The 24,027-nt window shown below is 36.2% G+C and carries 27 protein-coding genes; 11 read left to right on the top strand and 16 right to left on the bottom strand.

The features are described from left to right. Nucleotides 1–5 precede the first annotated feature (5 nt). Nucleotides 6–854, top strand: a complete 849-nt coding sequence (locus NSCAC_RS04390) for an FkbM family methyltransferase (RefSeq protein WP_197745193.1) — start codon at nt 6–8, stop codon at nt 852–854. A 51-nt stretch (nt 855–905) separates the two neighbouring features. On the opposite strand, the gene NSCAC_RS04385 is transcribed toward NSCAC_RS04390, so the two are convergent. Beyond that, complete coding sequence (locus tag NSCAC_RS04385) at nt 906–1,307, bottom strand: DUF4168 domain-containing protein (protein ID WP_197745192.1); 402 nt, start codon at nt 1,305–1,307, stop codon at nt 906–908. A 230-nt stretch (nt 1,308–1,537) separates the two neighbouring features. Here NSCAC_RS04385 and NSCAC_RS04380 point away from each other — a divergent pair, with 230 nt between their 5' ends. The 6 genes from NSCAC_RS04380 to NSCAC_RS04355 all read left to right on the top strand — a co-directional run bounded on the left by NSCAC_RS04380 (nt 1,538) and on the right by NSCAC_RS04355 (nt 5,481). Continuing rightward, entirely contained in the window at nt 1,538–2,206 is a 669-nt protein-coding gene (locus NSCAC_RS04380) for a hypothetical protein (protein ID WP_197745191.1), read from the top strand. Nucleotides 2,207–2,381: 175 nt separating this feature from the next. After that, nucleotides 2,382–2,606, top strand: coding sequence for an SHOCT domain-containing protein (locus NSCAC_RS04375; RefSeq protein ID WP_197745190.1), 225 nt, complete (start codon nt 2,382–2,384; stop codon nt 2,604–2,606). Continuing rightward, a complete protein-coding gene (locus NSCAC_RS04370) occupies nt 2,603–3,046 on the top strand; it encodes a DUF29 domain-containing protein (protein WP_197745189.1) in 444 nt (147 codons plus the stop codon). The genes NSCAC_RS04375 and NSCAC_RS04370 overlap by 4 nt, the downstream gene beginning before the upstream one ends. A 196-nt stretch (nt 3,047–3,242) precedes the next feature. Next, nucleotides 3,243–3,986 (top strand): hypothetical protein, encoded by a 744-nt coding sequence (locus NSCAC_RS04365; protein WP_197745188.1) that lies wholly within the window; start codon nt 3,243–3,245, stop codon nt 3,984–3,986. A gap of 60 nt (nt 3,987–4,046) precedes the next feature. Then, nucleotides 4,047–4,703, top strand: coding sequence for a hypothetical protein (locus NSCAC_RS04360; protein WP_197745187.1), 657 nt, complete (start codon nt 4,047–4,049; stop codon nt 4,701–4,703). A 37-nt stretch (nt 4,704–4,740) separates the two neighbouring features. Further along, entirely contained in the window at nt 4,741–5,481 is a 741-nt protein-coding gene (locus NSCAC_RS04355; protein WP_197745186.1) for a hypothetical protein, read from the top strand. Between the two features lie 87 nt (nt 5,482–5,568). Here the strand turns inward: NSCAC_RS04355 and NSCAC_RS04350 are convergent, their stop codons facing one another. Beyond that, on the bottom strand, nt 5,569–5,739 hold the full coding sequence (locus tag NSCAC_RS04350; RefSeq protein WP_197745185.1) for a hypothetical protein: 171 nt from the start codon (nt 5,737–5,739) through the stop codon (nt 5,569–5,571). Between the two features lie 2 nt (nt 5,740–5,741). After that, nucleotides 5,742–6,119 (bottom strand): DUF937 domain-containing protein, encoded by a 378-nt coding sequence (locus tag NSCAC_RS04345; RefSeq protein WP_197745184.1) that lies wholly within the window; start codon nt 6,117–6,119, stop codon nt 5,742–5,744. A gap of 230 nt (nt 6,120–6,349) precedes the next feature. On the opposite strand from NSCAC_RS04345, the gene fumC reads away from it, so the two are divergent. Both fumC and rpoS read left to right on the top strand, forming a co-directional pair. Beyond that, nucleotides 6,350–7,759: a class II fumarate hydratase gene (gene fumC, locus NSCAC_RS04340; protein WP_197745183.1), complete on the top strand. Its 1,410-nt coding sequence runs from the start codon at nt 6,350–6,352 to the stop codon at nt 7,757–7,759. A gap of 209 nt (nt 7,760–7,968) precedes the next feature. Next, a complete protein-coding gene (gene rpoS, locus NSCAC_RS04335; RefSeq protein ID WP_232085998.1) occupies nt 7,969–8,883 on the top strand; it encodes an RNA polymerase sigma factor RpoS in 915 nt (304 codons plus the stop codon). Between the two features lie 12 nt (nt 8,884–8,895). On the opposite strand, the gene NSCAC_RS04330 is transcribed toward rpoS, so the two are convergent. The 13 genes from NSCAC_RS04330 to NSCAC_RS04270 form a co-directional block, all read right to left on the bottom strand. Continuing rightward, nucleotides 8,896–9,321 carry an Mth938-like domain-containing protein gene (locus NSCAC_RS04330; RefSeq protein WP_197745182.1) on the bottom strand — a complete coding sequence of 142 codons (426 nt, stop codon included), beginning with the start codon at nt 9,319–9,321 and terminating at the stop codon, nt 8,896–8,898. A gap of 25 nt (nt 9,322–9,346) precedes the next feature. Next, the gene (locus NSCAC_RS04325) at nt 9,347–9,628 is read right to left on the bottom strand and encodes an integration host factor subunit beta (RefSeq protein ID WP_197745181.1); all 282 of its coding nucleotides are present in this window, start codon (nt 9,626–9,628) and stop codon (nt 9,347–9,349) included. 42 nt (nt 9,629–9,670) lie between these two features. Continuing rightward, nucleotides 9,671–11,344 carry a 30S ribosomal protein S1 gene (gene rpsA / locus NSCAC_RS04320; protein ID WP_197745180.1) on the bottom strand — a complete coding sequence of 558 codons (1,674 nt, stop codon included), beginning with the start codon at nt 11,342–11,344 and terminating at the stop codon, nt 9,671–9,673. Nucleotides 11,345–11,455: 111 nt separating this feature from the next. Beyond that, entirely contained in the window at nt 11,456–12,136 is a 681-nt protein-coding gene (cmk, locus tag NSCAC_RS04315; protein WP_197745179.1) for a (d)CMP kinase, read from the bottom strand. Between the two features lie 16 nt (nt 12,137–12,152). Continuing rightward, a complete protein-coding gene (locus NSCAC_RS04310) occupies nt 12,153–12,800 on the bottom strand; it encodes an HAD family hydrolase (protein ID WP_197745178.1) in 648 nt (215 codons plus the stop codon). Between the two features lie 43 nt (nt 12,801–12,843). Beyond that, a complete protein-coding gene (aroA, locus tag NSCAC_RS04305) occupies nt 12,844–14,172 on the bottom strand; it encodes a 3-phosphoshikimate 1-carboxyvinyltransferase (protein ID WP_197745177.1) in 1,329 nt (442 codons plus the stop codon). Nucleotides 14,173–14,197: 25 nt separating this feature from the next. After that, nucleotides 14,198–15,052 carry a prephenate dehydrogenase gene (locus NSCAC_RS04300; protein ID WP_197745176.1) on the bottom strand — a complete coding sequence of 285 codons (855 nt, stop codon included), beginning with the start codon at nt 15,050–15,052 and terminating at the stop codon, nt 14,198–14,200. Further along, a complete protein-coding gene (gene hisC, locus NSCAC_RS04295) occupies nt 15,052–16,161 on the bottom strand; it encodes a histidinol-phosphate transaminase (RefSeq protein WP_197745175.1) in 1,110 nt (369 codons plus the stop codon). Before hisC ends, NSCAC_RS04300 begins: the two co-directional genes overlap by 1 nt. Before the next feature lie 20 nt (nt 16,162–16,181). After that, entirely contained in the window at nt 16,182–17,276 is a 1,095-nt protein-coding gene (gene pheA / locus NSCAC_RS04290) for a prephenate dehydratase (RefSeq protein WP_197745174.1), read from the bottom strand. A gap of 18 nt (nt 17,277–17,294) precedes the next feature. Continuing rightward, nucleotides 17,295–18,458 carry a phosphoglycerate dehydrogenase gene (locus NSCAC_RS04285; RefSeq protein ID WP_197745173.1) on the bottom strand — a complete coding sequence of 388 codons (1,164 nt, stop codon included), beginning with the start codon at nt 18,456–18,458 and terminating at the stop codon, nt 17,295–17,297. Nucleotides 18,459–18,514: 56 nt separating this feature from the next. Beyond that, nucleotides 18,515–19,600: a 3-phosphoserine/phosphohydroxythreonine transaminase gene (gene serC / locus NSCAC_RS04280; protein ID WP_197745172.1), complete on the bottom strand. Its 1,086-nt coding sequence runs from the start codon at nt 19,598–19,600 to the stop codon at nt 18,515–18,517. 30 nt (nt 19,601–19,630) lie between these two features. Next, nucleotides 19,631–22,168, bottom strand: a complete 2,538-nt coding sequence (gene gyrA, locus NSCAC_RS04275) for a DNA gyrase subunit A (protein WP_197745171.1) — start codon at nt 22,166–22,168, stop codon at nt 19,631–19,633. A gap of 111 nt (nt 22,169–22,279) precedes the next feature. After that, nucleotides 22,280–22,990: an ABC-type transport auxiliary lipoprotein family protein gene (locus tag NSCAC_RS04270; protein WP_232085997.1), complete on the bottom strand. Its 711-nt coding sequence runs from the start codon at nt 22,988–22,990 to the stop codon at nt 22,280–22,282. Between the two features lie 89 nt (nt 22,991–23,079). Between NSCAC_RS04270 and NSCAC_RS04265 the strand changes: the two genes are divergently transcribed. Both NSCAC_RS04265 and NSCAC_RS04260 read left to right on the top strand, forming a co-directional pair. Further along, nucleotides 23,080–23,601 carry an adenine phosphoribosyltransferase gene (locus tag NSCAC_RS04265; protein ID WP_232085996.1) on the top strand — a complete coding sequence of 174 codons (522 nt, stop codon included), beginning with the start codon at nt 23,080–23,082 and terminating at the stop codon, nt 23,599–23,601. Between the two features lie 66 nt (nt 23,602–23,667). After that, nucleotides 23,668–23,844, top strand: coding sequence for a hypothetical protein (locus NSCAC_RS04260; RefSeq protein WP_197745170.1), 177 nt, complete (start codon nt 23,668–23,670; stop codon nt 23,842–23,844). The last annotated feature ends 183 nt before the right edge of the window (nt 23,845–24,027 follow it).

Below are 24,027 nucleotides of genomic sequence, written 5' to 3'. Positions count from 1 at the left end.
TGGATATGAAAAAGATTATTAAAAGCTTCATTGAAAAAATAAAAATAGTAACAAGTAGCTTATTTCAATTCATTAGAGAAAAATACTGGCAATTTGTTCACATTACAACGCCCATTGTTAAGATAAAAAACACATATCATCATATAGATTATCCTACATTGAAGTGTGCTATTGCTTATAATCAATATGGTGGATATTGCGTTCCTCAATCTTCAGCGTATAGATCTGAAGTGCAGAGAATTTTACTGGGTAAAGTGCATGAACCTGAAACAATTGAATATTTACTAAATCACTGTGGAAATAAAGATATTATTCATGCAGGTACTTTCTTTGGTGATTTTTTACCTGCCTTATCTAAAGGAATTGACAAAAATGCGTTTATTTGGGCATTTGAGCCAAATATAGAAAATTTTCGCTGTGCAAAAATTACGCTAGCGTTAAATGAAATTAAAAACGTTAAATTAATTAACGTAGCTTTAGGAGCTAAAGCAGGGCAATCCTTTGTGAAAATTGCTAATAGAAAGGGTCAAGCGTTGGGTAGTGGATCGTATATTAGTCCAAGTACATTAAACAAAAATACCGTGCAATACCAACCAACTAATATTAGTACAATAGATGAAATTATTCCTAACGATAGAAAAATTGGTATTCTTCAGTTAGATATTGAAGGGTATGAAAAAGAAGCACTGTCTGGTGCACTCCATACGATTAATCGTTGCTTGCCCATCATTATGCTTGAGGTTAATGATACTAGCCTTATACAAAGCCATTGGTTCTTAGAAAATATTATAAACTTAGGTTATAAAAAACACATTAAGGTGCATAATAATTTTGTGTTTTTACATAAGGCATAATAAAAAAGAGGATTTATATGTTTTAAATATAAACCCTCAACTAATATATTGTTATTTCTTTTGCATGAGTTGCATTAGTTTTTTCTGAAGTGCTTGATCAGTTTGCATCGCAGAAGCAATTTGTTGGTATCGGTTTATAGTCAATTTATGACTCTGAACTGCAGATATCATTTTTTGTTGTGCGTCTTGTTGTAGCTTTATACGATCGTCTTCTGATTTTGCCTGTTGAATTTGAGGCAACGCATTTTGTTGTATTTTCTGTATATCTGTAGCTGCATTAGCAAAGTGACGTAATTCACTATCACTTGGTGAGCTAACATTTTGCTCTTCCTGCATTGCAGAAGAAGGTGTTTGCCCCTGTTGGGATTCTTGAGCAAAGACAACAGAAGTAAATAACACTATACCTAGTGCCGTGGTTAAAGCGGTGATTATTTTGTAAAACTGGTGAGTCATAATAATACTCCTTCGTTTTATTTGATTAGGATATATGTATTTGGAAACATATATAGAGAAGTTTTATGATTTACAAATCACAATTCTCTATCATACCACTCTTATACTTCAAGGCTCAAAATACTTTCGATCACTCCAACCCCTTATTCACTATAAGAATTACATGATAAAATTTAAAGATGCAAAGATATAAAAATAGATGCATTAAGCTGGCTTTAGTATTATTTCCTATGAGTGTTACTGCTGGAGCAGATACTTACCCGTATGACCCGAATATGCCACCATCGGCTATACCACCCCGCGTAAATCAGTACAATCAGAACCAACAGAACCAACAGAACCAAAATCAGTACAATCGCCTAAATCAATTTAATCAAGGTTCAAACCAGTTTAATCAAATATATAGTCGATCTAATGCTTGGGTTGGGGCAAAAGAATACGATCCCATTGATGAACGCACAAATTACTATGTTACAGGAACCGCTACTAGCGGAGAAAAAATTATATTTCAGTGCATTCAAGGTAAGCTAAATAGTTTTATAGAATGGCACAGATATATGGGGTTTAGCACTCACCATTTATCTATCTATAAAGTTGATTACAAAATAGATCAGGGGGGAAGAAGGGAAACCAAAATAAGAACAAGTCAGGACAATGGAGAAATAACTTATATTTATGGCGGCTCTAATTGGTATAGCCCCTCAGATTTAATGGCACAATTCTCGGAAGGCAAGCATCATGTTGTCATGCGAGCAATGCCAAATTATGAGGAAAGTGGCGAACATAACAGAAACCCTCATTTTACAAGTAATAATCCTTTATTTATTACTATCGATCTACAGGGTGCTAAAGAAGCACTTAAACCAATATTAGATCATTGCGAATGGAGACGCGAATAAATGATTACTTAGTTAGTAAATCAAAAATAATTATTAATTTATTAGAATAAGAAAGTAAACCATGGGTAACCGAGTATCGTCGTTGGATTTTTACTTTATCTTTTTATCTTAGAGAATTTCTACAGCAAGCCTATGCAAAACAATGCACTATTGATTCTCGCCTCTAAGAAAAAAGATGAGTCAAGTAAGTATATTAAAACAGAAAATTATAACAAGTCATTCTGTGGCAGATGAGTTATTAAAATGGAAAGAGCTAAAGGAGCAAGGGGTTATCTCTGAACAAGAGTTTGAAGATATGAAAAAGAAAATCATGTTCTTAAAAATCGCAATTAATCGCTTTACGATAGCCTGCTTTTTGGGCTTCTTCCTCGTAAATTTCAATCCTACGGAGAGAAGATGAGTAATATTACCTACAATACTGATTTCTACGGCTGGATACAGGAAACCGCTAAACTTCTAAGACAAGGCCGAATAAGTGAGGTAGATATGGAACATATCATCGAGGAACTAGAAGACATGGGCAGGAGTGAGCGCAGAGGATTAGAGAGCCGATTAACTGTACTACTAGCCCATTTGCTGAAATGGCAGTATCAGCCCGAACATCGAAGCTATAGCTGGCGAGGAACGATTGCTGAACAACGTTTACAGATCCGAAAATTAATCGTTAAAAACCCAAGCTTAAACCCTGAATTAAAAGAGGCTGTATTGGAAGCTTATGAAGCTGCAGTTATGCGAGCTTATACTGAAACAGGTTTAGTACCTAAAACATTTCCCACTACATTCCAGCACACTGGCTGGACAGTGGAACAAATCTTGGATGATGGGTTTTATCCAGAGTGAAATCTAGACTGTATAGAAGCTAGTATTTATGGAGATTATAGGTTTTCTTAAGTTCGTATAATATATATTATGTTAAATAATATATATTATAATTATAGTTGAAAATATTTTTAATCATGCATCTTAAATATAGATTTAATAACAAATTTTAGTTATATTTGTATAGTATCTTATTTTAATAATGGAGGATTATTAAGTGAAAAAGATAAACAAGTTTACTCAAAGATCTTTGAGTATTATTGGATTAGTAGGACTAGTCATTGGGGTTTCATCTGTGGCAAATGCAGAGGATACCACTACTCCAGCTCCAGCAGCACCAACGACTCCTGTTGCTGCCCCAGCACCAGATGATTCAGATCCTTTAGCCCCAGGATCCCATGTTGGGTCATTTAATAGCGTACGTGTGTATGCTACTATTACAACCAATGGAAGTGGCTGGTTTAGTGATGATAATGCTAGATTTGCATCAGTTATCGGTACTGTTGAAGACCATGATCAGGATAATCCGTTTAAAGCTGCAACTGGTTATGATGGAGCACACTGTGCGCCAACTAGCCTTTCTGTAACCAGTGAAAATTTAGCTGAAAATACAAATGACCCCGTAGTAATTACTCTATTTAGCGGTGCTACTCCCGATACAATGAGCGCATTACCAGTTACAGGTACAGTATCTGCTGGTCCAAATGTTGCTCCTGATAATAACAATACTCCTGATGATGAAGTAAGCCAAAATATTCTTTCTAACGGGCAAAACTTCGGTTGCACTATTCCAATAGGAAGTGATAGTTGTACCTTCACTGCTAATCCTCCTGGTACAGCAAATTCAGCTTCAACAGCTATGAATTTCTTAGCTTTCGAAATACAAAATGCCCCAAGTGACAGCACAAGGATTTACACTACGCTTGGCTCCCAATGTAGTATTAATTACTCTATTCCATAAGTCCATAAGAGTAAGGCAGTTTTTTTACTTTTTAAAAAGAGCAGCAATGGAGAATTGTATATGAAAGAAATGAATAGATTTACTCAAAGATATTTGAGTATGATTGGATTAATAGGACTAGCCATTGGTTTTTCACCTGTCATAAATGCGGAAAGCAGTACTACTAATCCAGAAGAAATAACTCCAGTTACTACTATCACTTCTGATCCCTCGCCTTTAGCTCCAGGATCTCATGTGGCAAGCTTTAGTAGCTTGCCTATATATGCCACCATAAGAATCACCGATGATAATATTAGATATGCACCTGTAATGGGTGAAGTTGATGATTCAGATCAGGATGAGCAGTATAAAAGTGCCATTGGTTATGACGGGAATCACTGTACGCCGCTAAACTTATCTGTAACCAGTAAAAATTTAGCATCAAATGCACAAAATGATGTGGTTATTACCCTATTTGCTGGGGCTACACCCAACGCAATGAATCCTGTTACAGTGGCATTACCAACATCAGGCACAATTACTTCTAGTTCTATGCCTTTTAGTTGTACCATTCCACTCGGTGGCAACAGTTGTACATTCTCCACAAATAGTCCTAGTGCAACACACTTAACAGGAGTAAATTTTTTAGCCTTCCAAATACAAAATCCACCGAGTGATAGCACAAGAATTTATACTACACTTAACTCCCAATGTGATATTAAATACTCTATTCCATAAGGGTATTTTTTAAAAAAATAGCAATGGAGAATTATATATGAAAGAAATGAATGGATTTACTCAAAAATCTTTAAGTGTGATTGGATTGGTAAGCTTAGTTATTGGGTTTTCACCTGTAGTAAATGCAGATGATACTACTACTGCTGCTCCAACACCTACTGCCGCTGCAGATCCGGATCCTTTAGCTCCAGGATCCCATGTTGGGTCATTTAAGAGTGTACGTATGTACGCTAATATTACAACTACTGGAGGGGGTTGGTTTAGTAGTGACGACACATTTGCACCTATTATGGGTGTTGTTGAAGACAATGATAATGATACTACGTTTAGAGCTGCAACCGGTTATGATGGAGCACACTGTACGCCAATCAGCCTTTCTGTAAGCAGTATAAATTTAGCTGAAAATGCAAATGATCCCGTAGTTATTACCTTATTTGGAGGTACTACCCCTAATACATTGAGTGCACTACCAATTACAGGTACAGTGTCTGCTGGTCCAAATGTTGCCCAGAATGGCAATAGCAGTGACTCTAGTGATAGCGATTCTAATACAGGTACCAATAATATTTCTAATGGGCAAAACTTTGGCTGCACTATTCCAGTAGGAAGTGATAGTTGCACTTTTACCGCTACTGCTAATCCTTCTAGCACGACAAATTCAGCTTCTTCAACAGCTATGAATTTCTTAGCATTTCATATAGAAAATGCGCCAAATAACGATACAAGAGTTTATACTACGCTTGGTTCTCAGTGTGATATTAAGTACACCATTCCATAATCGCTATAAACAAAAAGAGGATACAATCTTTTTCTATTGTGTCCTCTTTCTCTTTTTTAATCCTATTTTCTTCTACTAAAAAAGCTTTCAAGTAAAAAAGCTTTCAAGAATATTACTTAATCCTAGTTTTTTTCCGCTCAAAAGAGAAGAAATAATACTAGTGCCCAAAGCAGAGGAACTACCCTTTAATAAAGAACCTAATAACCCAGATAGATCTTTATTTCCAGACGCACCATGTTGTTTTCCAAGATACCCCATAATTATAGAGCTAGATAAACAAGAGCACTGGAAACTTTAGAAGCATCAGCTCCAGTTTTAGAAGCAAGGGTTTCTTCAACAGAATTCCTATCTTCTCCTAATATATTTCCTAAAATTTTATGCCCATCTATAGCTGTATTCTCGTGGTCAAGAGATTCAGGTATATTATCTAAAATACTTCCATCATGTTGTTCCAGAGCTTTTGACAAACTCTCCTCTCCCTCTTTGCTAGAAGAATTTTTATGAAGCATCTCCAATAATACTGATGCTGCCTCATTAAGCATTGAGCCTACTTCTTTATCTGTAGATCCTATTTTTTTACTAATTTCACTAATAATCCGAGAACCAGTCTCTCCTTGCAAAAATTCTGAAATATTCATTTTTTTATTTATCTCTTAAATTTTTAATAAAAAATTTTTTAGCATATATCTATACAATGGTAGTTTTCTAAACTTGAAAATGTAGAGCATAACTGCTGAAAATACTGCAATAATGCATAAAAGTTATTATAGATAATTCTATTAGAATAGATCTCAATCAGCACACTCCTATGGGCAAATTAACTAAATATTAATCAGCTTATTATATTATTATAAATATATTTAAATATATGATAAATATAGAAAAAAAAAGAACTCGTATTGAAAAAGATAGCTTGGGAGAAATAGAAGTCCCCATTAATCGCTACTGGGGAGCACAAACCCAGAGATCCATTACCTATTTTTCCATTAGTGAGGAATTTATTCCTAAGGAGGTGATTGTATCTTTTGCCTTGCTTAAAAAAGCAGCTGCTCTCGCAAATACAGAATTAAATAAGCTTTCTACTGATAAAGCTCAAGTTATTATTCAAGTAGCCGATGAAATTATTGATGGGAATCTTAATAATCATTTCCCACTTCATGTTTGGATGACGGGAAGTGGCACTCAGGCGAATATGAATATTAATGAAGTAATTTCCAATCGAGGAATTGAAATTTTGGGAGGGATTATTGGCAGTAAATCCCCTATCCACCCTAACGATCATGTCAATTTATCTCAATCTTCCAATGACACTTTCCCTACTGCTATGCATATCGCTGCCGCCGTAGCTATTAAAGAGCAGCTTATCCCTAGTGTGGAAGAATTAAAAAACACACTTCATAAGAAAGAAAATCAATTTAATCATATTGTGAAAATTGGTCGTACTCATCTACAAGATGCTGTTCCTCTTACTCTAGGACAAGAGTTTTCTGGCTATGTCGCACAGCTTAGCGACAATATAAAAAGAATAAAATCTACTTTACCGGATCTTTATGAACTAGCAATTGGAGGAACTGCAGTAGGAACAGGGTTAAATGCACCTATTGGTTTCTCAGAAAAAGTATGTGTTTATCTTAGAAAGTTTACAGGACTTTCTTTCTTACCTGCTGCTAATAAGTTTGCTGCACTTGCAGCACATGATGCTCTGGTAATGACAAGTGGTGTACTTAAAACACTTGCATGTTCTCTTATGAAGATCGCAAATGATATTAGATGGTTAGGATCAGGGCCTCGTTGTGGTTTAGGAGAATTGTTACTACCAGAAAATGAGCCAGGCTCCTCAATTATGCCAGGAAAAATTAACCCCACTCAATGTGAAGCAATCACTATGATAGCAGCTCAAGTGATAGGAAATGACGCTGGTATTGGCGTTGCTGGATCTCAAGGAAATTTTGAATTAAATGTATTTAAACCAATGATTATATTTAATTTAATGCAATCTATAAGAATTTTATCTGATGGGTGTCGTAATTTTAGCCAATTTCTTATAAAGGATTTAAAGGCGGATGAAAATAAAATAGCTAGTTATGTAGAGCAATCACTTATGTTAGTAACTGCACTTACTCCAAAAATTGGTTATGATAAAGCGGCAGAAATTGCTCATTATGCTCATCACAAAAATCTATCCCTAAGGCAAGCCTGTTTAGAGCTAAATATACTTTCATCTAGTCAATTTGACGATCTTATAGATCCAGTCTTGCTTACTCAACCTTCTGGTTGAATGCATAAAGTTTAGTGGTTTATTTAAACTATATATTTGGGTAGCTAGAACAATATATATTGTTTTATGCGAGGTTGGTTTAATAAAAAATTAATAAAATCAACTACTAATAAGTAACTATATATAATTTTAATTTCTGGCACGAAAGTAGCATATAGATATTCATAATAGATTTATCGCTAGTAATATCTAGTAGAAAGGAGAATATCTTGTTTACATTAGAGCCAGAACATTACAAAACTCAGAAAAGAACCCATCCCAGAAATTCTTCAGCTTCAAAGTATAACGCACTGGAGATCGATAGCACTAGGCAATACCTAAATGAGATTCGTGCAACACCTCTACTCACAGCAAAAGAAGAGATTTACTACGCACGTCTAGCTAAAAGAGGAGATGGTATTGGACGTAAAAAAATGATTGAAAGCAATCTTCGACTTGTTGTAAAGATTGCAAAACGTTATATAAATCAGGGATTATCACTACTCGATTTAATTGAGGAAGGTAATTTAGGACTTATTCACGCTGTAGAAAAATTTGATCCAGAAATGGGGTTCCGATTTTCCACTTATTCTGCTTGGTGGATTAGGCAATCTATTGAGCGAGCATTAATGAATCAGACAAGAACGATACGGTTACCAGTTTATATTATAAAAGAGATAAAGAGCTATCAGAAAGTTGCTAAGAATTTAACTCAAGAATTAAAACACGATCCAAGTTTTCAAGATATAGCATTACAAGTGGATAAGCCTACTGAAGAAGTAAGAAGGATATGGAATTTTAAGCGAAATAACACTATCTCTATGGATGAAAATAGGGACGATAAGGATGTAAATTTTCTGAATAATATTCCAGATGATAGGTCAGCCAGTCCTGATATTTTACTACAAAAACAAGATATACAATCTAAATTTAACTCTTGGGTAGATCAGTTAAATAAAAAACAAAAAGAAGTAGTAACAAGGAGATTTGGACTCTTTAGTCATGAACCACAGACGCTAGAGCAAATTGGTAATACTATTGGTATTACTAGGGAACGAGTCCGTCAGATCCAAATAGAGGCTATAAAAAAATTAAGGCAAATTTTAGACAAAGAAGAAATTTCAAGTGATTTAATCTTTCATTAAGTCACTACTTAATTAAATTAATAGTGCTGCAGCTACTCTACGATTTTCATTAACAAGAATATTGTAAGTTCTACATGCTGCAGCAGTATTCATAAATTCTACACCTATTCTATGATCAAATAATTTTTTAAATAAAGAAGGAGGTGGAAAAAAGAGATTATTCCCTGTACCTAGTAGAATAACTTCTGGGTCTATATCCAAGAATATCTCAAAATAACCCTCCTTTAATTCATCAAAAGTTCTAGGAGTCCATTCCCTAACTTTGTCTCTTGTAAGGATGACACTATGATGTATTATCTGTTTTCTCTTCTCCTGAAGATATTCATCCTCTCCATCACGTAATACTAATGAAATTGGAGAAAGAATTTCTATATACCCAATACCATAGGATTTTACTATATAAGAGTCATTTATTCTTTCATCTATCCCGAATTTCATTATAGATAATAATGCATTTGCTTCACTACAAATTATCTACTCTTTTCCTTAATTCCTTACCTGCTTTAAAATGAGGGATATATTTAGGTGGAAGAGACACTAACTCTCCTGTCTTTGGATTACGACCAGTTCTAGGAGGACGATAGTGTAGAGAAAAACTACCAAATCCACGAATCTCGATTCGTTGATTATCTGATAATGATTTACTCATTAATTCCAGTAAAACTCGAACTGCATCATCCACATCTTTATGGGATAATATTTTTTGCTGCTGAGTAAGTTGATCGATCAAATTTGATTTAGTCATATATAAGCCCTAATCCTTTGAAGGAATTAATAACGTATAGCATTACTCATTATTTTCTTTTTTCTCTATCTGCTCTTTAAGGATATCTCCTAAAGTAGTTGAGGTACTTAAATTAATATCAGAGTACTCCTTAATTGCTTCTGCCTCTTCCTCAATATCCTTTGCTTTGATAGAAATAGTAATTATTCTATTTTTACGATCAATATTGATAAGTTTAGCTTCTATTTCATCACCAACCTTCAATAGATGTGAAGCATCATCTACCTTCTCTCGAGAAATATCAGCGGCACGTAACTGCCCTTCTACTCCGCTACCTAAGTCAATAATTGCCCCTTTGCTCTCAACGTTTTTCACTATGCCTTTTACAATACTACCTTTTGTATTGTTAGTAATGTAGCCAGAGAACGGATCATTTTCTAATTGTTTAATTCCTAAAGAAATTCTCTCTCTCTCAGGATCTACTGCTAAAATAACAGTATTGATTTGTTCACCTTTCTTGTAATTATGGATTACATCTTCTCCAGTACTATGCCAAGAAATATCCGAAAGGTGAATTAATCCATCAATGCCTCCTTCTAAACCGATAAAGATACCAAAGTCAGTAATAGACTTGATTTCACCTGAAATTTGATCACCTTTATTATATTTTTGAGAAAATTGATCCCATGGATTAGGTTGGCATTGCTTCATCCCTAATGAAATGCGCCGGCGTTCTTTATCAATATCGATAATGACAACTTGAACTTCATCACCAACCTGAACTATTTTTGAAGGATGAATATTTTTATTAGTCCAGTCCATTTCGGACATATGCACCAATCCTTCTACGCCTGGTTCAATTTCGACAAAACAGCCATAATCAGTAACATTAGTTACTCTACCTGTCAGCGGTGTATCACCAGATGTTCGCTCAGTTAAATTCTTCCAAGGATCTTCTTCTGTTTGTTTAAGCCCGAGAGATACACGTTGACGTTCCTTATCAAATTTTAGTACTTTAACTGAGATTTTATCATCAATACTAACTATATCAGATGGATGCTTAATCCGGCGCCATGACATATCAGTAATGTGAAGTAATCCATCTAAGCCTCCTAAATCGACAAAAGCACCATAATCGGTTAAATTTTTTACGGTACCAGTAACAATCTTTCCTTCTTCTAAATTAGCTAGCAGTGCCTCTCGTTCTGCACCATGTTCAGCCTCCATTACCGCACGTCTGGAAACTACAATATTATTTTTCTGCCGATCTACTTTAATTAATTTAAAATCAAGGTTTTTACTTTCTAGATAATTAGACTCTCTAATAGGTCGTACATCTACTAACGATCCTGGTAAAAAGGCACGCACTCCATCTAAATCAACAGTAAAGCCGCCTTTTACTTTACCTGTTAGGGTACCAGTAACAACTTCTCCTGTACTAAAGGATTTCTCTAAATCATCCCAAACTCGGACAGCTTTAGCTTTTTCTCGGGAAAGTCTTGTGGCACCAAAACCATCCTCAATAGTCTCTAGAACAACTTCAACTTGATCTCCCTTCTGAACATTTATATTTCCATCGCTATCCCGAAATTGATCTACTGGAATTTCTCCCTCTGATTTAAATCCAGCATTAACAATGACTATATCAGGTCTAACTTCTATAACTGTTCCTAGTTTAATTGTTCCTGGGGCCTCTAATTGGCTTTCCTCAAACAATTGTGCAAAGCTTTCGCTCATTAATTTCACCAAAATCCTTAATTTGCGGAATATACTACATTAATTAGATAGCAATCCGCAGTTTATGTGTTTATTAATTAGTCTCAGCATAAATGCTAAAGACTTCCCATTTTAACTACTTAAATTTTTCTGAACTTCTAAAAGTACTTGCTGAAATACACCATCAATACTCATTGCCGTAGAATCTATAATGGCGGCATTTTCAGCCTTACGCAATGGGGAAACACTGCGATTACAATCTCGCTTATCCCTTTCAACAACTTCTTTTTCTATAGTGGTGAGATTAGCACTTATACCTTTTTCTTTCAACTGGTTATAGCGCCTTAGAGCACGTTGTTTTGGGCTTGCTGTTAAGAAAAATTTAAATACTGCATCTGGAAAAACTATGGTACCCATATCCCTACCATCAGTGACTAATCCCGGCAATTTACGAAAATCTCGCTGCTTTCCGAGTAAAGATTGACGTACAACAGGTAATGTAGCTAATCTTGAAGCGATAGCTGCATTACCTTCACTTCGAATTTCTTGGCTAATATCCAGTTTATCCCAAATAATTTTCAGTCCTAGTGTGGATAAGAAAAATTGAATATCCAATTCTTCTATAAGAGAAGATAATTTCTCTTCATCGGATAGGGAGATTTCACGCTTATTTGCTACTAAAGCTAAGATACGATATAGGGCACCACTATCTAAATAATTCCAATTTAAGTAAATAGCAAGTTTTTGTGCTAATGTACCTTTCCCAGAACCACTTGGACCATCTATAGTAATAACTGGAATATTCCTATCCATTAAATATAAAGATAACCTAAGTGAGTAACCAGTGATGAAGTTCTATTACTGAATCGAGACAATCTATTGGTGAAAACTCCTCCAGACGCTTTTTCTCATGTACGCCGTAACTAACAGCTAAAGCATCCACGCCAACATTCTTAGCCATCAAAATATCATATTCTGTATCACCCACCATTAAAGTTTCGTGTATATCTACTTGGGTATCTTCCATAATTTCTTGTAACATCTTAGGGCTAGGTTTAGATTCAGTTTCCTCTGCACATCGGGTAGTATAAAAATAATCCTTAACTCCAGAGTCTGATAAGGCTTGGTTCAGTCCAGACCTGCCTTTACCTGTAGCAATAGCCATTAAATAATTATGTTTATGTAGTTGAGCTAATAACTGTGGAACCCCATCAAAAAGCTGGCTACTTGAAGGATTACTAAAATAATTAAATCGATATCGCTCCCCTATTGTTTTTAAGTGAGATGAATCTGAATTAGGATATAGAGTATATAGTGCCTCTTTTAAACCTAATCCAATCACATTACGTAATTCGCTATCTGTACGTTGTGGGAGGTCTAATTCTTGAATAGTTTTACGCATACTATCCACAATATGTCGCTCAGAATCCATAAGTGTACCATCCCAATCAAATACAATAAGTTTATAAGAACGCATAAGTTAGATTTAAATAATTAAAAGATATCTCAATATATATTAGTTAGATAGTATGAATTGCTAATCCAGCATTTGAAGCTAATTCTAAAAACCCTGGAAAAGAAGTAGCTACATTCGCACAGTCATTAACTGTAATAGTGTCTTGGGAAGCAAGAGCTGCCATTGAAAATGACATGGCACAGCGGTGATCACCATGGCTATGAACAGATCCCCCTTTAATCTTTCCACCTTCAATAATAATCCCATCTGGTGTAGGTTGAGCTTTAATTCCTAAAGTATTTAAGCCATCGGCCATTACCTGAATACGATCGCTTTCTTTAACCCGCAGCTCCTCTGCTCCAGATAAAGTAGTGGTTCCTTTAGCACAAGCCGCAGCAATAAATAAAGCAGGAAATTCATCGATAGCAAGGGGAACTAAATGTTTAGGGATATCAATACCATGTAATTGACTGGAGCGAACATAAATAGTACCTACTAATTCACCACCTACCGTGCCTAATTCTTCTACTTCTATTTGTGCCCCCATAAGTTTAAGAATATTGATAATTCCAGTACGCGTTGGGTTAATACCTATATGTTCTAATATAACTTCTGATTCTTGACTAATAGCTGCACCTACCATAAAAAAAGCAGCAGAAGATATATCTGCTGGAATATCTATTTCTGTACTATGTAGTTTTCCGCCTCCTATAATGCAAATACAGTTATCTTTTTTTTCCACAGGATAACCAAATCCAGCGAGCATTTTTTCAGTATGATCTCGAGTAGGTGCAGGTTCAGTGATACAAGTTTTCCCTTTTGCATAAAGTCCTGCAAAAAGTAAGCTAGACTTCACTTGGGCACTTGCGATAGACATATCATAGTTCATGCCATTTAAAGTGCGATTTCCATAAATATATAAAGGGGGAGTCCCTTTATCAGTGGTTTCAATAACAGCACCCATTTTGCTCAAAGGATCGCATACTCTTTTCATAGGACGTTTGGAAAGAGAGATATCACCTATTAGGGTAGTATCAAAAGATTGACCAGAAAATAATCCCGCCAATATTCGCATAGAAGTACCAGAATTACCTAAATAAATAGGTTTACTAGGAGCTTGTAAGCCATGTATACCTACCCCAGAGATTTCAACTTTACTATTTTCTGGTCCCTTAATAGTGACTCCTAATTCACGAAAAGCCTTCAAGGTAGCCAAAGTATCTTCTCCCTCTAAGAACCCAGTAATAGAAGTCTTACCTTCTGCTAAAGCACCCATCATTATTGAGCGATGAGAAATAGATTTATCTCCAGGTACTCTTATATGACCTAAAAGAGATTGACTAGGTAATACAACAAAAGTGATCGAGTTATCTGAAGATTGGATAAAGGACATATTTTTTCTTTTAGTCTAAACTAGTCTATAGATTAGAATCTCGAATAAATTTAGCTCGAGTAAATAGCTCTGTGAGTGTATTTGCATCCTGTTGAACAATTGCTTCTCTAATATTGTCCAGCTTATCTATGTATCGATCGATTAAATTTAATAGGGGGATATGATTAGCTATACAAATATCTCGCCACATAATCGGATCACTACTTGCAACCCGAGAAAAATCTCGAAATCCACCAGCTGAAAATTGTAGAAACTCTTCTGGCTGTTCGCATTGGCTAAACAAATCAACTAAAGCATAAGCAAGAATATGAGGGAGATGACTAGTTATAGCTAATACTTCATCGTGATGAGAAATACTCGTTTTCACAACAGTTGCGCCAGCGTATTCCCACATTTTGGTCACTTGCTCAATTGCTAAAGGATTATTTTCTGGTAGAGCGGTTAGAATAACTTTACGATGCGTAAATAATTGAGAATCAGCTGCCTCTGGTCCATTTTTTTCAATTCCCGCAATAGGGTGACCAGGTATAAAATTACGAAAATGAGATCCAAGATAAGCATAGGCGGACTCAATCACAACACCTTTTACGCTTCCTACATCAGTAATAATAGTTTGAGAATTTAGATCAGGTGCTATTTTCTGAAATAAGCCCTTCATTGCACCTACAGGTACTGATAATACAACTATATTAGCCTCTCTTAAGGCATCTTTAAGCTCAGCCTCTACCCGATCAGCAATACCTAAACTTAATGCTTTTTCTCTATGCTCAGTACTGCAATCATAGCCTATGACTTCATTTACTGCTCCACAACGTTTTAGTGCAAGTGCAAGAGAACTACCAATTAATCCAAGGCCTACGATACATAAGTGTTGGATCATTAGATTGCCTCAAGTACTTGTCTTACAGATTGAATGAAAAACGTATTTTCTTCTCTCGTGCCTACCGTAATTCGTAAATGGTTAGGTAATCCATAATTTGCAATGGGCCTTACAATTACCCCCTTCCTAAGTAAAGATTCATAAACCACCCTAGCAGGCCTTCCCATATCTACTGTAATAAAATTTCCTACAGAGGGAATATAAGCTAGCCCTAGTTGAGTAAATGCCTCCACAAGCTGTTTCATCCCTTCACGATTTACTTTTAAACTACGCTGAATATGTTCTTGATCCTCTAACCCAGTTAGAGCAGCAGCTAGTGCAAGATTATTTACATTAAATGGGGGGCGTACCCTATTCATTAAATCGGCTAAATCAGGATGAGATAAACCATAACCAATACGTAATCCAGCAAGGCCATATACTTTAGAAAAAGTTCGAGTAATTAATAGATTATGATAACGATTAAGCCAATTTATAGATCTAGGGTAATTCTCTTCATCCACATACTCATAATAAGCTTCATCCAGTACAACAAATACATGTTTAGGAATAGAATCTAAAAAAGATTCTAATTCATTGTGAGATAACCATGTACCTGTTGGATTATTTGGGTTTGCAATATAAATAAGTCGAGTACGATCGCTGATTGCTGCAGCCATTGCTGTTAAATCATGACCAAAGTTTTTAGCAGGAATTTCCCTTCCTTGTGCACTTTGAATTTTAGTTAATAACGGATAAAGAGCAAAGCAATATTGGGAATAAAGCACTTCATAAGACTCGGAGATAAAAATACGAGCTATAAAATCTAATAAATCACTGGAGCCATTACCTAGGGTAATATATTCTGGATTAACACCTAAATGAGAGGACAATGCAGATTTAAGAAGAAACCCACTCCCATCTGGATATCGGGAAACACCTTTAAGGATATAATCCATTGCTTTTAATGCAAGCGGGCTAGGCCCTAAAGAATTCTCGTTTGAGGCAAGCTTAATTGCATTTTCTACTCCATATTCTCGCTCTAATTCTTCAATAGGCTTGCCAGGTTGATAAGGAGTAAGGCTTTGCACTCCTGTTGATGCAAATTGAATAAATAAATTTTCAGTCATTAATATTAATATTTAATCATCTACAAAACAGCTTTTGGATAAGATCCTAAAAGCTTAAAAAAAGAGGCTTGTTTTTTTAATTCAGGTAACGCATCTACCATGTTGGAAGAATCTTGATGTCCCTCCAAATCAATAAAAAAGATATATTCCCATAGCTGACCACACCGAGAAGGCCTTGATTCTAAATGAGTCATACTAATTTTATTTTCTGCTAGCGGTCGAAGCAAGCCATATAATAATCCTGGTCGGTTTGGTCCAGAAATAAGCAGTGAAGTTTTATCATTTCCACTAGGTGTTATCTTCTGAGTGCCAATGATAAGAAAACGAGTAGTATTTCTAGGATTATCCTCTATATGGGATGCTAAACATTGCAAGTTATAAATTTTTTGAGCACGATCTCCTGCAATAGCAGCACAATTTAGCTCATTTACAGCTCTTTGAGCGGCCTCTCCATTACTATGGATTGGAAGCCGTTCGCAAGATGATCCTAAATGAGTATCTAACCATTTCCTACACTGAGCGAGTGCTTGGGGATGAGCATATACTCGTTCTATGTTAGCGATAGTATTATTGCTGCTTAACAAATGATGATGAATAGGGAGTTCAACTTCACCACAAATTTGTAAGGACGTGTTAAAAAACTCATCTAAAGTATGGGTAACTGCCCCCTCTATAGAATTCTCTACAGGAACAACCCCATAATGGGCTAAACCTTCCTCCACATTACGAAAAATATCGCTAATGCCTGTAACAGGTCTAGTATTTACTGATAAACCAAAGTGTTTTAACACCGCAGTCTCAGTAAATGTTCCTTCTGGACCTAGATAGGAAACTGTTAAAGGTGTCTCTAATGCAAGACAGGCAGACATGATTTCACGAAATAGCCGAGCCATTTCTTTTCCACCTAGTGGTCCTTGGTTACGTGAAATAACCCGGCGTAATATATCTGCTTCACGCTCTGGGCGAAAACAGCTTGCATCCATATCCAGTGATTTCTTCAACTGTGCTGTTTTGCAAGCTAACTTTGCCCTATCGCTAATTAATGTCTGTATCTGCTCATCTATAATATCAATTTCTGCTCTAATTTTTTGTAGCTCTAATTGATTATCATCCATGATTGATGAGCAGCAAATTTATAAAACCCGTACTGAAAATATTCCTGAAGTATTTCGAAGCATATTAAGCAAATTCCCTGGAATATGCTGATCTATATCAATAAGAGTATAAGCAAGATTACCTTTTGATCTATTAATCATATCTACAATATTAAGGCCTTGATGAGCAATATGGGTAGAAATTTGTGCTACCATATTAGGAACGTTGGCATTAATAATGGCAAGTCGCCAACCTTCAGTTCTAGGCAGCATAGCATCTGGAAAGTTTACTGAATTACGTACCGTACCATGCTGTAAAAAATCACGGATTTGTTCTGCAATCATTACTGCACAATTTTCCTCTGCTTCATGAGTTGAGGCACCGAGATGAGGTAGCGTAATAATTTGTGGATGTCCTTTTAAGTGATTTCCTGGAAAATCGCAGATATAGGCAGCAATTTTACCTTCTTTAATTGCTTTGACAATTGCTTCTTCTACTACAATTTCTGCTCGAGCAAAATTAAGTATTCTTGCTCCTTTTTTAATCCCAGCTAAACTTTTTTCATTAATAAAACCTTTCGTTGAATCTACTAGGGGGACATGAAGGGATAAAAAATCTACTTGAGATAAAAGATACTCTAAGCTCTCCGCTTGCTCTACACTAGCAGATAATGCCCAAGCACGATTAACAGTAATCTGCGGATCATAACCAATCACCCGCATCCCTAAATTTAGGGCAGCATTTGCGACTTCAACACCAATTGCTCCCAACCCTACAATACCTAGAGTTTTTCCAGGCAGCTCAATACCTACAAACTTCTTTTTTTGTGATTCTACTTCTAAATGAATTTGATCATCAGTTCCAGTAAGTGCTGAAGCAGCTTGCCATGCTTGACAAATATTTCTCGCAGATAAAAATAACCCTGCAAGCACTAATTCTTTCACTGCATTGGCATTTGCTCCAGGTGTATTAAATACAGCAATACCTTGCTTACTTAATTTAGACACTGGAATATTATTAGTACCTGCTCCTGCACGACCTACCGCTTTTAGCGTAGAGGGGATAGTCATATCATGCATATTATGAGAGCGCAAAAGAATAGCATCTGGGTGTTTTGATTCTGCAACTATTTCATACTGATCTTCAGAGAGTCGTGCTAACCCTTTTTCAGAAATATTATTTAATACTTGAATTTTATACATAAAATACTCCCACTCTACTACTATATGGCTATAGTGCTAAGATGATTGATAATTAACTACCCTTTAGTACGCTCAAATTCTTTCATAAAATCCACTAAAGCGTTGATGCCCTCTTGAGGCATTGCGTTATAAATACTTGCTCTCATCCCACCAACGGATCGATGCCCTTTTAAATTGGATAATCCTGCTTGTTTTGCCAGATGAAGAAATTGCTCATCTAAATTAGAATTGGCTAAAATAAAAGGTACGTTCATCCAAGAACGACATGCTGGATCTACTGGGTTAGTGTAAAAACTACTACTATCAATAAATCCATAGAGAGTTTCTGCTTTCTTATGATTTATTTCCGCCATAGCCACAAGCCCACCTTTTCTCTTTAACCACTTAAATATTAGACTAGAGATATACCATGGGTAAGTAGATGGGGTATTGTACATAGAATTATTTTTAGCGTGAATTTGATAATCAAACATAGTAGGTGTTCCAGGTAATGTTTGACCCATCAAATCTTCTCGGATAATAATTATTGTTAATCCTGCACAGCCAATATTTTTTTGTGCTCCTGCATAAATCACACCAAATTTGCTAATATCAATGGGACGAGATAACAGGGTAGAAGACATATCCACTGCAAGAGGCACACTGCCTATTTCTGGAATCCAGTGAAACTCTACTCCAGCAATAGTTTCATTAGGAGTGTAATGAAAGTAGGCAGCCTCTTCTGAATCTAAATTCCAATCTTGTTGAGCAGGAATATGAGTAAATTTAGTACTCTTAGTATTTGCAACTACATTTACTTCGCAAAATTTTTGCCCCTCTGCTATCGCTTTTTCAGACCAATGTCCTGTGCATAGATAATCTGCTTTTTTCTTACCACGTAATAAATTCATAGGTACCATGGCAAATTGACTTGCAGCACCTCCTTGTAAAAACAATACTTTGTAATTGCTTGGAATTGACAGTAACTCTCTAAAATCCGCTTCAGATTCTTCAGCAATCTCTGTATATTGCTTGCCTCGATGGGACATTTCCATGACTGACATTCCCGTATTATGCCAGTTAAGCATCTCATCTCTTGCTTGTTCCATAACTTCATTGGGAAGCATTGCTGGACCAGGACTAAAATTATAGATACGTGCCATTGCCTCTAATTCCTCAATAATTTTAATTTATTATGTAGATTCACTTTCTTCAACAATTCGATCAATACCCACCAAACGATCGCTATTCAAAAGATTAATTAATTTAACTCCTTGAGTATTTCGCCCCATAAGAGGAATGCCCTGTACAGGGCTGCGGATTAAAGTACCATTATTTGTAATTAATACAATATCATCTTCTCTTTCCACTTGAGTAGCCCCAATCACCTGACCATTCTTAGGGGTAGTACGAATAGAAATAATTCCTTTCCCTCCCCGCCCTTGAAGACGGTATTGAGCAATCGGTGTGCATTTTCCATAACCTAACTCTGTTGTAGTTAAGATAGCACCACCTTCTGCAATTACTAGAGCAATCACTTGGCTGCCTGAATTAAGGTCAATCCCTTTTACCCCCCGAGCAGTTCTCCCCATGGATCTCACTTCCTGTTCTGAAAATCGAATCACTTTACCTTCAGAACTAAATAACATAATTTCCTGTTGACCATCGGTAAGCACTGCATTAATCAAATAGTCATCCTCATTTAAATCCAGAGCAATAATGCCATTAGCACGAGGTCTAGAAAATTCTAGTAGAGATGTTTTTTTCACAACCCCTGAAGCAGTTGCCATAAAAATATACCTGCCTTCATCAAATTCCCGGGTTGCAAGAATTGCATTTATTTTCTCATCAGAATCTAAAGGAAGCAGATTAACGATAGGTTTCCCACGAGTAGTTCTTCCTCCCTGAGGAATCTCATGAACCTTTTTCCAATATACTTTACCTCGGCTTGAAAAACACAATAGCGTATCATGGGTATTGCCGATAAAGAGTTTATCAATAAAATCTTCTTCTTTCATAGTTGTTGCCACTTTACCCTTACCACCTCGTTTTTGAGCACGATAAGTATCTAAGCTCTGTGATTTAATATAACCACCATGAGATAAAGTAACTACTACGCTTTCTTCTTGAATTAAATCCTCAAGGACAACATTAACTCGCTCATCTCTAATTTCTGTACAACGAGGATTAGTATATTGGCTTTTTATTTCTGTCAATTCTTCTCTAATGACTGCCATCAATCGTTTAGGATTAGTCAGAATCTCTAATAACGACTGAATTAAAGCAATAATTTGTACATATTCATCTATAATTTTATCTTGCTCTAATCCTGTTAATCGATGAAGGCGCATATCTAGTATTGCTTGTGCTTGAATGGGGGATAAATAGTAGCTATTTTCTATAATTCCATAATTTTTATCTAAATTCTCTGGCCTAGAAATATCACTACCTATCCGTTGTAACATGTCTGCTACAAAACCTAATGACCAAGATTGGGATAAAAGTGCTTCCTTAGCTGCTGCTGAATTAGGTGAAGCTTTAATCAAAACAATAATAGGATCAATATTGGTCAATGCTAAAGCTAATCCCTCTAAAATATGAGCCCGTTCTCTTGCTTTTCTTAAATCAAAAACAGTACGCCGAGTCACTACTTCTTGGCGATGCTCAATAAAATAGGTAAGTACTTGCTTTAGATTTAATACCTGAGGCTGCCCCTTAACAAGAGCAACCATATTAATTCCAAATACAGTCTGTAGCTGGGTGTGAAGATAAAGGTGATTTAGTATCACCTCAGGTATATCTCCTCTGCGTACTTCGATGACCATCCGCATTCCTTCCTTATCAGACTCATCTCGAAGACCTACAATCCCTTCAATCTTTTTCTCCTTAACGAGGCTACCAATTTTTTCAAGCAATCGAGCTTTATTTACGGTATAAGGTAACTCAGTAACAATGATACTTTGTTTAGCACTTTTTTCATTATTTTCTATATAAGTACGTGCCCGAACAAAAACTCGCCCTCGTCCTGTACGGTAGGCGCTTAAGATTCCATCGATACCATTAATGATTCCAGCGGTGGGAAAATCTGGTCCTGGAATATATTTTATTAGCCTATCTACTTCCAGATCAGGATCATCAATCAGAGCAATACAAGCGTTAAGCACTTCTCCAAGATTATGGGGTGGAATATTGGTTGCCATACCCACTGCAATCCCAGAAGAACCATTGACTAGCAAATTAGGTGTTTTTGTAGGTAAAACAACTGGCTCTTGTTCTACTTCATCATAGTTTGGAACAAAATTTACCGTTTCTTTATGGAGATCAGCAAGTAACTCATGGGAGATTTTCGCCATACGAATTTCGGTATAGCGCATAGCTGCAGGTGGATCACCATCCACAGAACCAAAATTTCCTTGACCATCTATAAGCGGATAGCGCATTGCAAAAGGCTGTGCCATTCTCACAATCGCATCATAAACAGAAGTATCTCCATGAGGATGGTATTTACCAATGACATCCCCCACAATTCTTGCTGATTTTTTGTAGGGTTTATTCCAATCATTGTGGAGCTGCTCCATCGCATATAATACTCGTCGGTGCACAGGCTTTAACCCATCTCGCACATCTGGTAATGCCCTACCCACAATTACGCTCATAGCGTAATCGAGATAAGATTGTTTCATCTCATCTTCAATATTAACGGGAAGAACTTCTAGGGCAATATCATCCATAACAATTTAATATTCCTTCTATGAATTTATTTAGATAGGGCAAGATGTTATTATATATCGAGATTATCCAATTGCCTAAAATAAGGAAATGAGTGATATAAATAACTAAAATTACTCATCTGGATATTCAGATGGGTTTCTCTCTTTAAAAAAATTATTTAAATCATTCTCAAAGTTTTGCAAAATACTCTCTAATCCATTATTCCATCCCTGTACTAAAGACTCTGGCGTAGGTTTTGCAATTTCCGTCTCAACCCTAAAACCTGTTTGGAGTACCATTTTTAAAGTGTCACTCTTAGCTGACTTTTTCTTCTTTTCATTCTTAATAAGGTCCTCAATAGAATAATCTGCAGGTGATAGCTCAAGGAGAAAAAATTGTATTTCCATGATAGCTAAAGGTCCTTTAGGGTTATCAAAATCCCCATACAATGCAGTAACTGCTCCCTCTAAAGTTTGAGTAATTTTAAGCTTAGTTTTACCCTGAACTACAGTATTAAAAAGTCCTGTGTGACTTAAATATCGACTGATCTGATCTGTAATCAAAATTTCTGGAGGCTGAATAAACGCTTGATTTCTTTCTGTTTGAAACCAAGAATTATTTTTTTGGTAAGTTAGGGTAATATCTTGATAACGAGGGCTTATGCGAAAAGGCTTTATCTCTAAAATTCGCTCTCTAGCCTCATCGGAGGGTTGTTCAATAACCCGATCTACTTCTAAAGTATATAGTCCTTGCTTCGCAATGTTTTTTTTATGGGATGTGCACCCGCTTACAGTGCATAGGATCAAAAAAATACAGAAAGATCTAAAAAAGGTAATCAACATAATATAAAAACTAAAAATTAATGTTATATACGCAAGAAGGGTATTAGTATTATTGTTTTATTTTCTAATATTTAAACACAAGGACACTTATGGATATAGATCAACTTAAAGGGATTGTGCGTGATATTCCAGATTTTCCAAAACCTGGCATTTTATTTAAGGACATTACCCCGCTTGTCAAAGATCCAGATGCTCTACGGTTTATTGTAGGTTACGGATTGAAATTATTCTCAGAACAAAATATTACAGCAGTTGCTGGAATCGAAGCTCGAGGTTTTATTTTTGGCTCTTTAATCGCTTGGGAGCTAGGTGTTAGTTTTATCCCCTTACGTAAACCCGGTAAACTTCCCTACAAAATACGAGAAATTTCTTATGCGACAGAATATAGTACTGCTTCTTTAGAAATTCACGAAGATGCCCTTAGCTCTAAAGATAACGTGCTATTAGTAGATGATTTATTAGCCACTGGGGGATCGGCTAAAGCAGCATGTGATTTAATTGAGCAGCTAGGAGCTACCATAGTCGCTTGCTTTTTCGTGGTGGAGTTAGATTTCCTAAATGGAAAAGAAATTCTTAAAGAATACCCAGTACACTCTTTGCTTCATTATTAGATATTAAGAAATTTTTAAAGTAATCTCAATGGTTCCGGGACAAGCTCTGAAGGCGGTAGGAAAGTAATGGTGACTAAGCCATTGCCCGAATTGACTCCGTTAAACTCCACTGAGTTCGTTGCGATTGATGCTAGAAAAGAGGGAGCACCGAAGCCGGGGCTGGCACCTTTGGTACTGCCGCCACCACCACCGACATTATCATCTGGGGTAACATCACGACCTACCCCCCCACAGCGATGGTAAGCACCTCACCCTGGGAAAGAATATCCCTCTCATCTCGTCACTAGAACCGTTACCACTAGAGTCCCCTGAGGCTCCATAAGCAATAATTTGGTAGGTACCTGATGATGTGGAAACTGTAAAGCTCTGGGCACTCCCCCTGTAGTTGAAAGTATAGGTAATAGGAAGCTGCTAAAGCTGGGGTAG

It is taken from the genome of Candidatus Nitrosacidococcus tergens (genome assembly GCF_902810445.1).
GTDB lineage: Bacteria > Pseudomonadota > Gammaproteobacteria > Nitrosococcales > Nitrosococcaceae > Nitrosacidococcus > Nitrosacidococcus tergens.
Note: the sequence above shows the minus strand (reverse complement) of the source record. Positions and strands in the feature narration are given on the sequence as shown.

Bases quoted from the DNA above. Each gene is read 5' to 3' on its own strand.
- NSCAC_RS04390 (WP_197745193.1), top strand. From the start codon at position 6: ATGAAAAAGATTATTAAAAGCTTCATTGAAAAAATAAAAATAGTAACA.
- NSCAC_RS04385 (WP_197745192.1), bottom strand. From the start codon at position 1,307: ATGACTCACCAGTTTTACAAAATAATCACCGCTTTAACCACGGCACTA.
- NSCAC_RS04380 (WP_197745191.1), top strand. From the start codon at position 1,538: ATGAGTGTTACTGCTGGAGCAGATACTTACCCGTATGACCCGAATATG.
- NSCAC_RS04375 (WP_197745190.1), top strand. From the start codon at position 2,382: ATGAGTCAAGTAAGTATATTAAAACAGAAAATTATAACAAGTCATTCT.
- NSCAC_RS04370 (WP_197745189.1), top strand. From the start codon at position 2,603: ATGAGTAATATTACCTACAATACTGATTTCTACGGCTGGATACAGGAA.
- NSCAC_RS04360 (WP_197745187.1), top strand. From the start codon at position 4,047: ATGAAAGAAATGAATAGATTTACTCAAAGATATTTGAGTATGATTGGA.
- NSCAC_RS04355 (WP_197745186.1), top strand. From the start codon at position 4,741: ATGAAAGAAATGAATGGATTTACTCAAAAATCTTTAAGTGTGATTGGA.
- NSCAC_RS04350 (WP_197745185.1), bottom strand. From the start codon at position 5,739: ATGGGGTATCTTGGAAAACAACATGGTGCGTCTGGAAATAAAGATCTA.
- NSCAC_RS04345 (WP_197745184.1), bottom strand. From the start codon at position 6,119: ATGAATATTTCAGAATTTTTGCAAGGAGAGACTGGTTCTCGGATTATT.
- fumC (WP_197745183.1), top strand. From the start codon at position 6,350: ATGATAAATATAGAAAAAAAAAGAACTCGTATTGAAAAAGATAGCTTG.
- NSCAC_RS04330 (WP_197745182.1), bottom strand. From the start codon at position 9,321: ATGAAATTCGGGATAGATGAAAGAATAAATGACTCTTATATAGTAAAA.
- NSCAC_RS04325 (WP_197745181.1), bottom strand. From the start codon at position 9,628: ATGACTAAATCAAATTTGATCGATCAACTTACTCAGCAGCAAAAAATA.
- rpsA (WP_197745180.1), bottom strand. From the start codon at position 11,344: ATGAGCGAAAGCTTTGCACAATTGTTTGAGGAAAGCCAATTAGAGGCC.
- cmk (WP_197745179.1), bottom strand. From the start codon at position 12,136: ATGGATAGGAATATTCCAGTTATTACTATAGATGGTCCAAGTGGTTCT.
- NSCAC_RS04310 (WP_197745178.1), bottom strand. From the start codon at position 12,800: ATGCGTTCTTATAAACTTATTGTATTTGATTGGGATGGTACACTTATG.
- aroA (WP_197745177.1), bottom strand. From the start codon at position 14,172: ATGTCCTTTATCCAATCTTCAGATAACTCGATCACTTTTGTTGTATTA.
- NSCAC_RS04300 (WP_197745176.1), bottom strand. From the start codon at position 15,052: ATGATCCAACACTTATGTATCGTAGGCCTTGGATTAATTGGTAGTTCT.
- hisC (WP_197745175.1), bottom strand. From the start codon at position 16,161: ATGACTGAAAATTTATTTATTCAATTTGCATCAACAGGAGTGCAAAGC.
- pheA (WP_197745174.1), bottom strand. From the start codon at position 17,276: ATGGATGATAATCAATTAGAGCTACAAAAAATTAGAGCAGAAATTGAT.
- NSCAC_RS04285 (WP_197745173.1), bottom strand. From the start codon at position 18,458: ATGTATAAAATTCAAGTATTAAATAATATTTCTGAAAAAGGGTTAGCA.
- serC (WP_197745172.1), bottom strand. From the start codon at position 19,600: ATGGCACGTATCTATAATTTTAGTCCTGGTCCAGCAATGCTTCCCAAT.
- gyrA (WP_197745171.1), bottom strand. From the start codon at position 22,168: ATGGATGATATTGCCCTAGAAGTTCTTCCCGTTAATATTGAAGATGAG.
- NSCAC_RS04270 (WP_232085997.1), bottom strand. From the start codon at position 22,990: ATGTTGATTACCTTTTTTAGATCTTTCTGTATTTTTTTGATCCTATGC.
- NSCAC_RS04265 (WP_232085996.1), top strand. From the start codon at position 23,080: ATGGATATAGATCAACTTAAAGGGATTGTGCGTGATATTCCAGATTTT.
- NSCAC_RS04260 (WP_197745170.1), top strand. From the start codon at position 23,668: ATGGTGACTAAGCCATTGCCCGAATTGACTCCGTTAAACTCCACTGAG.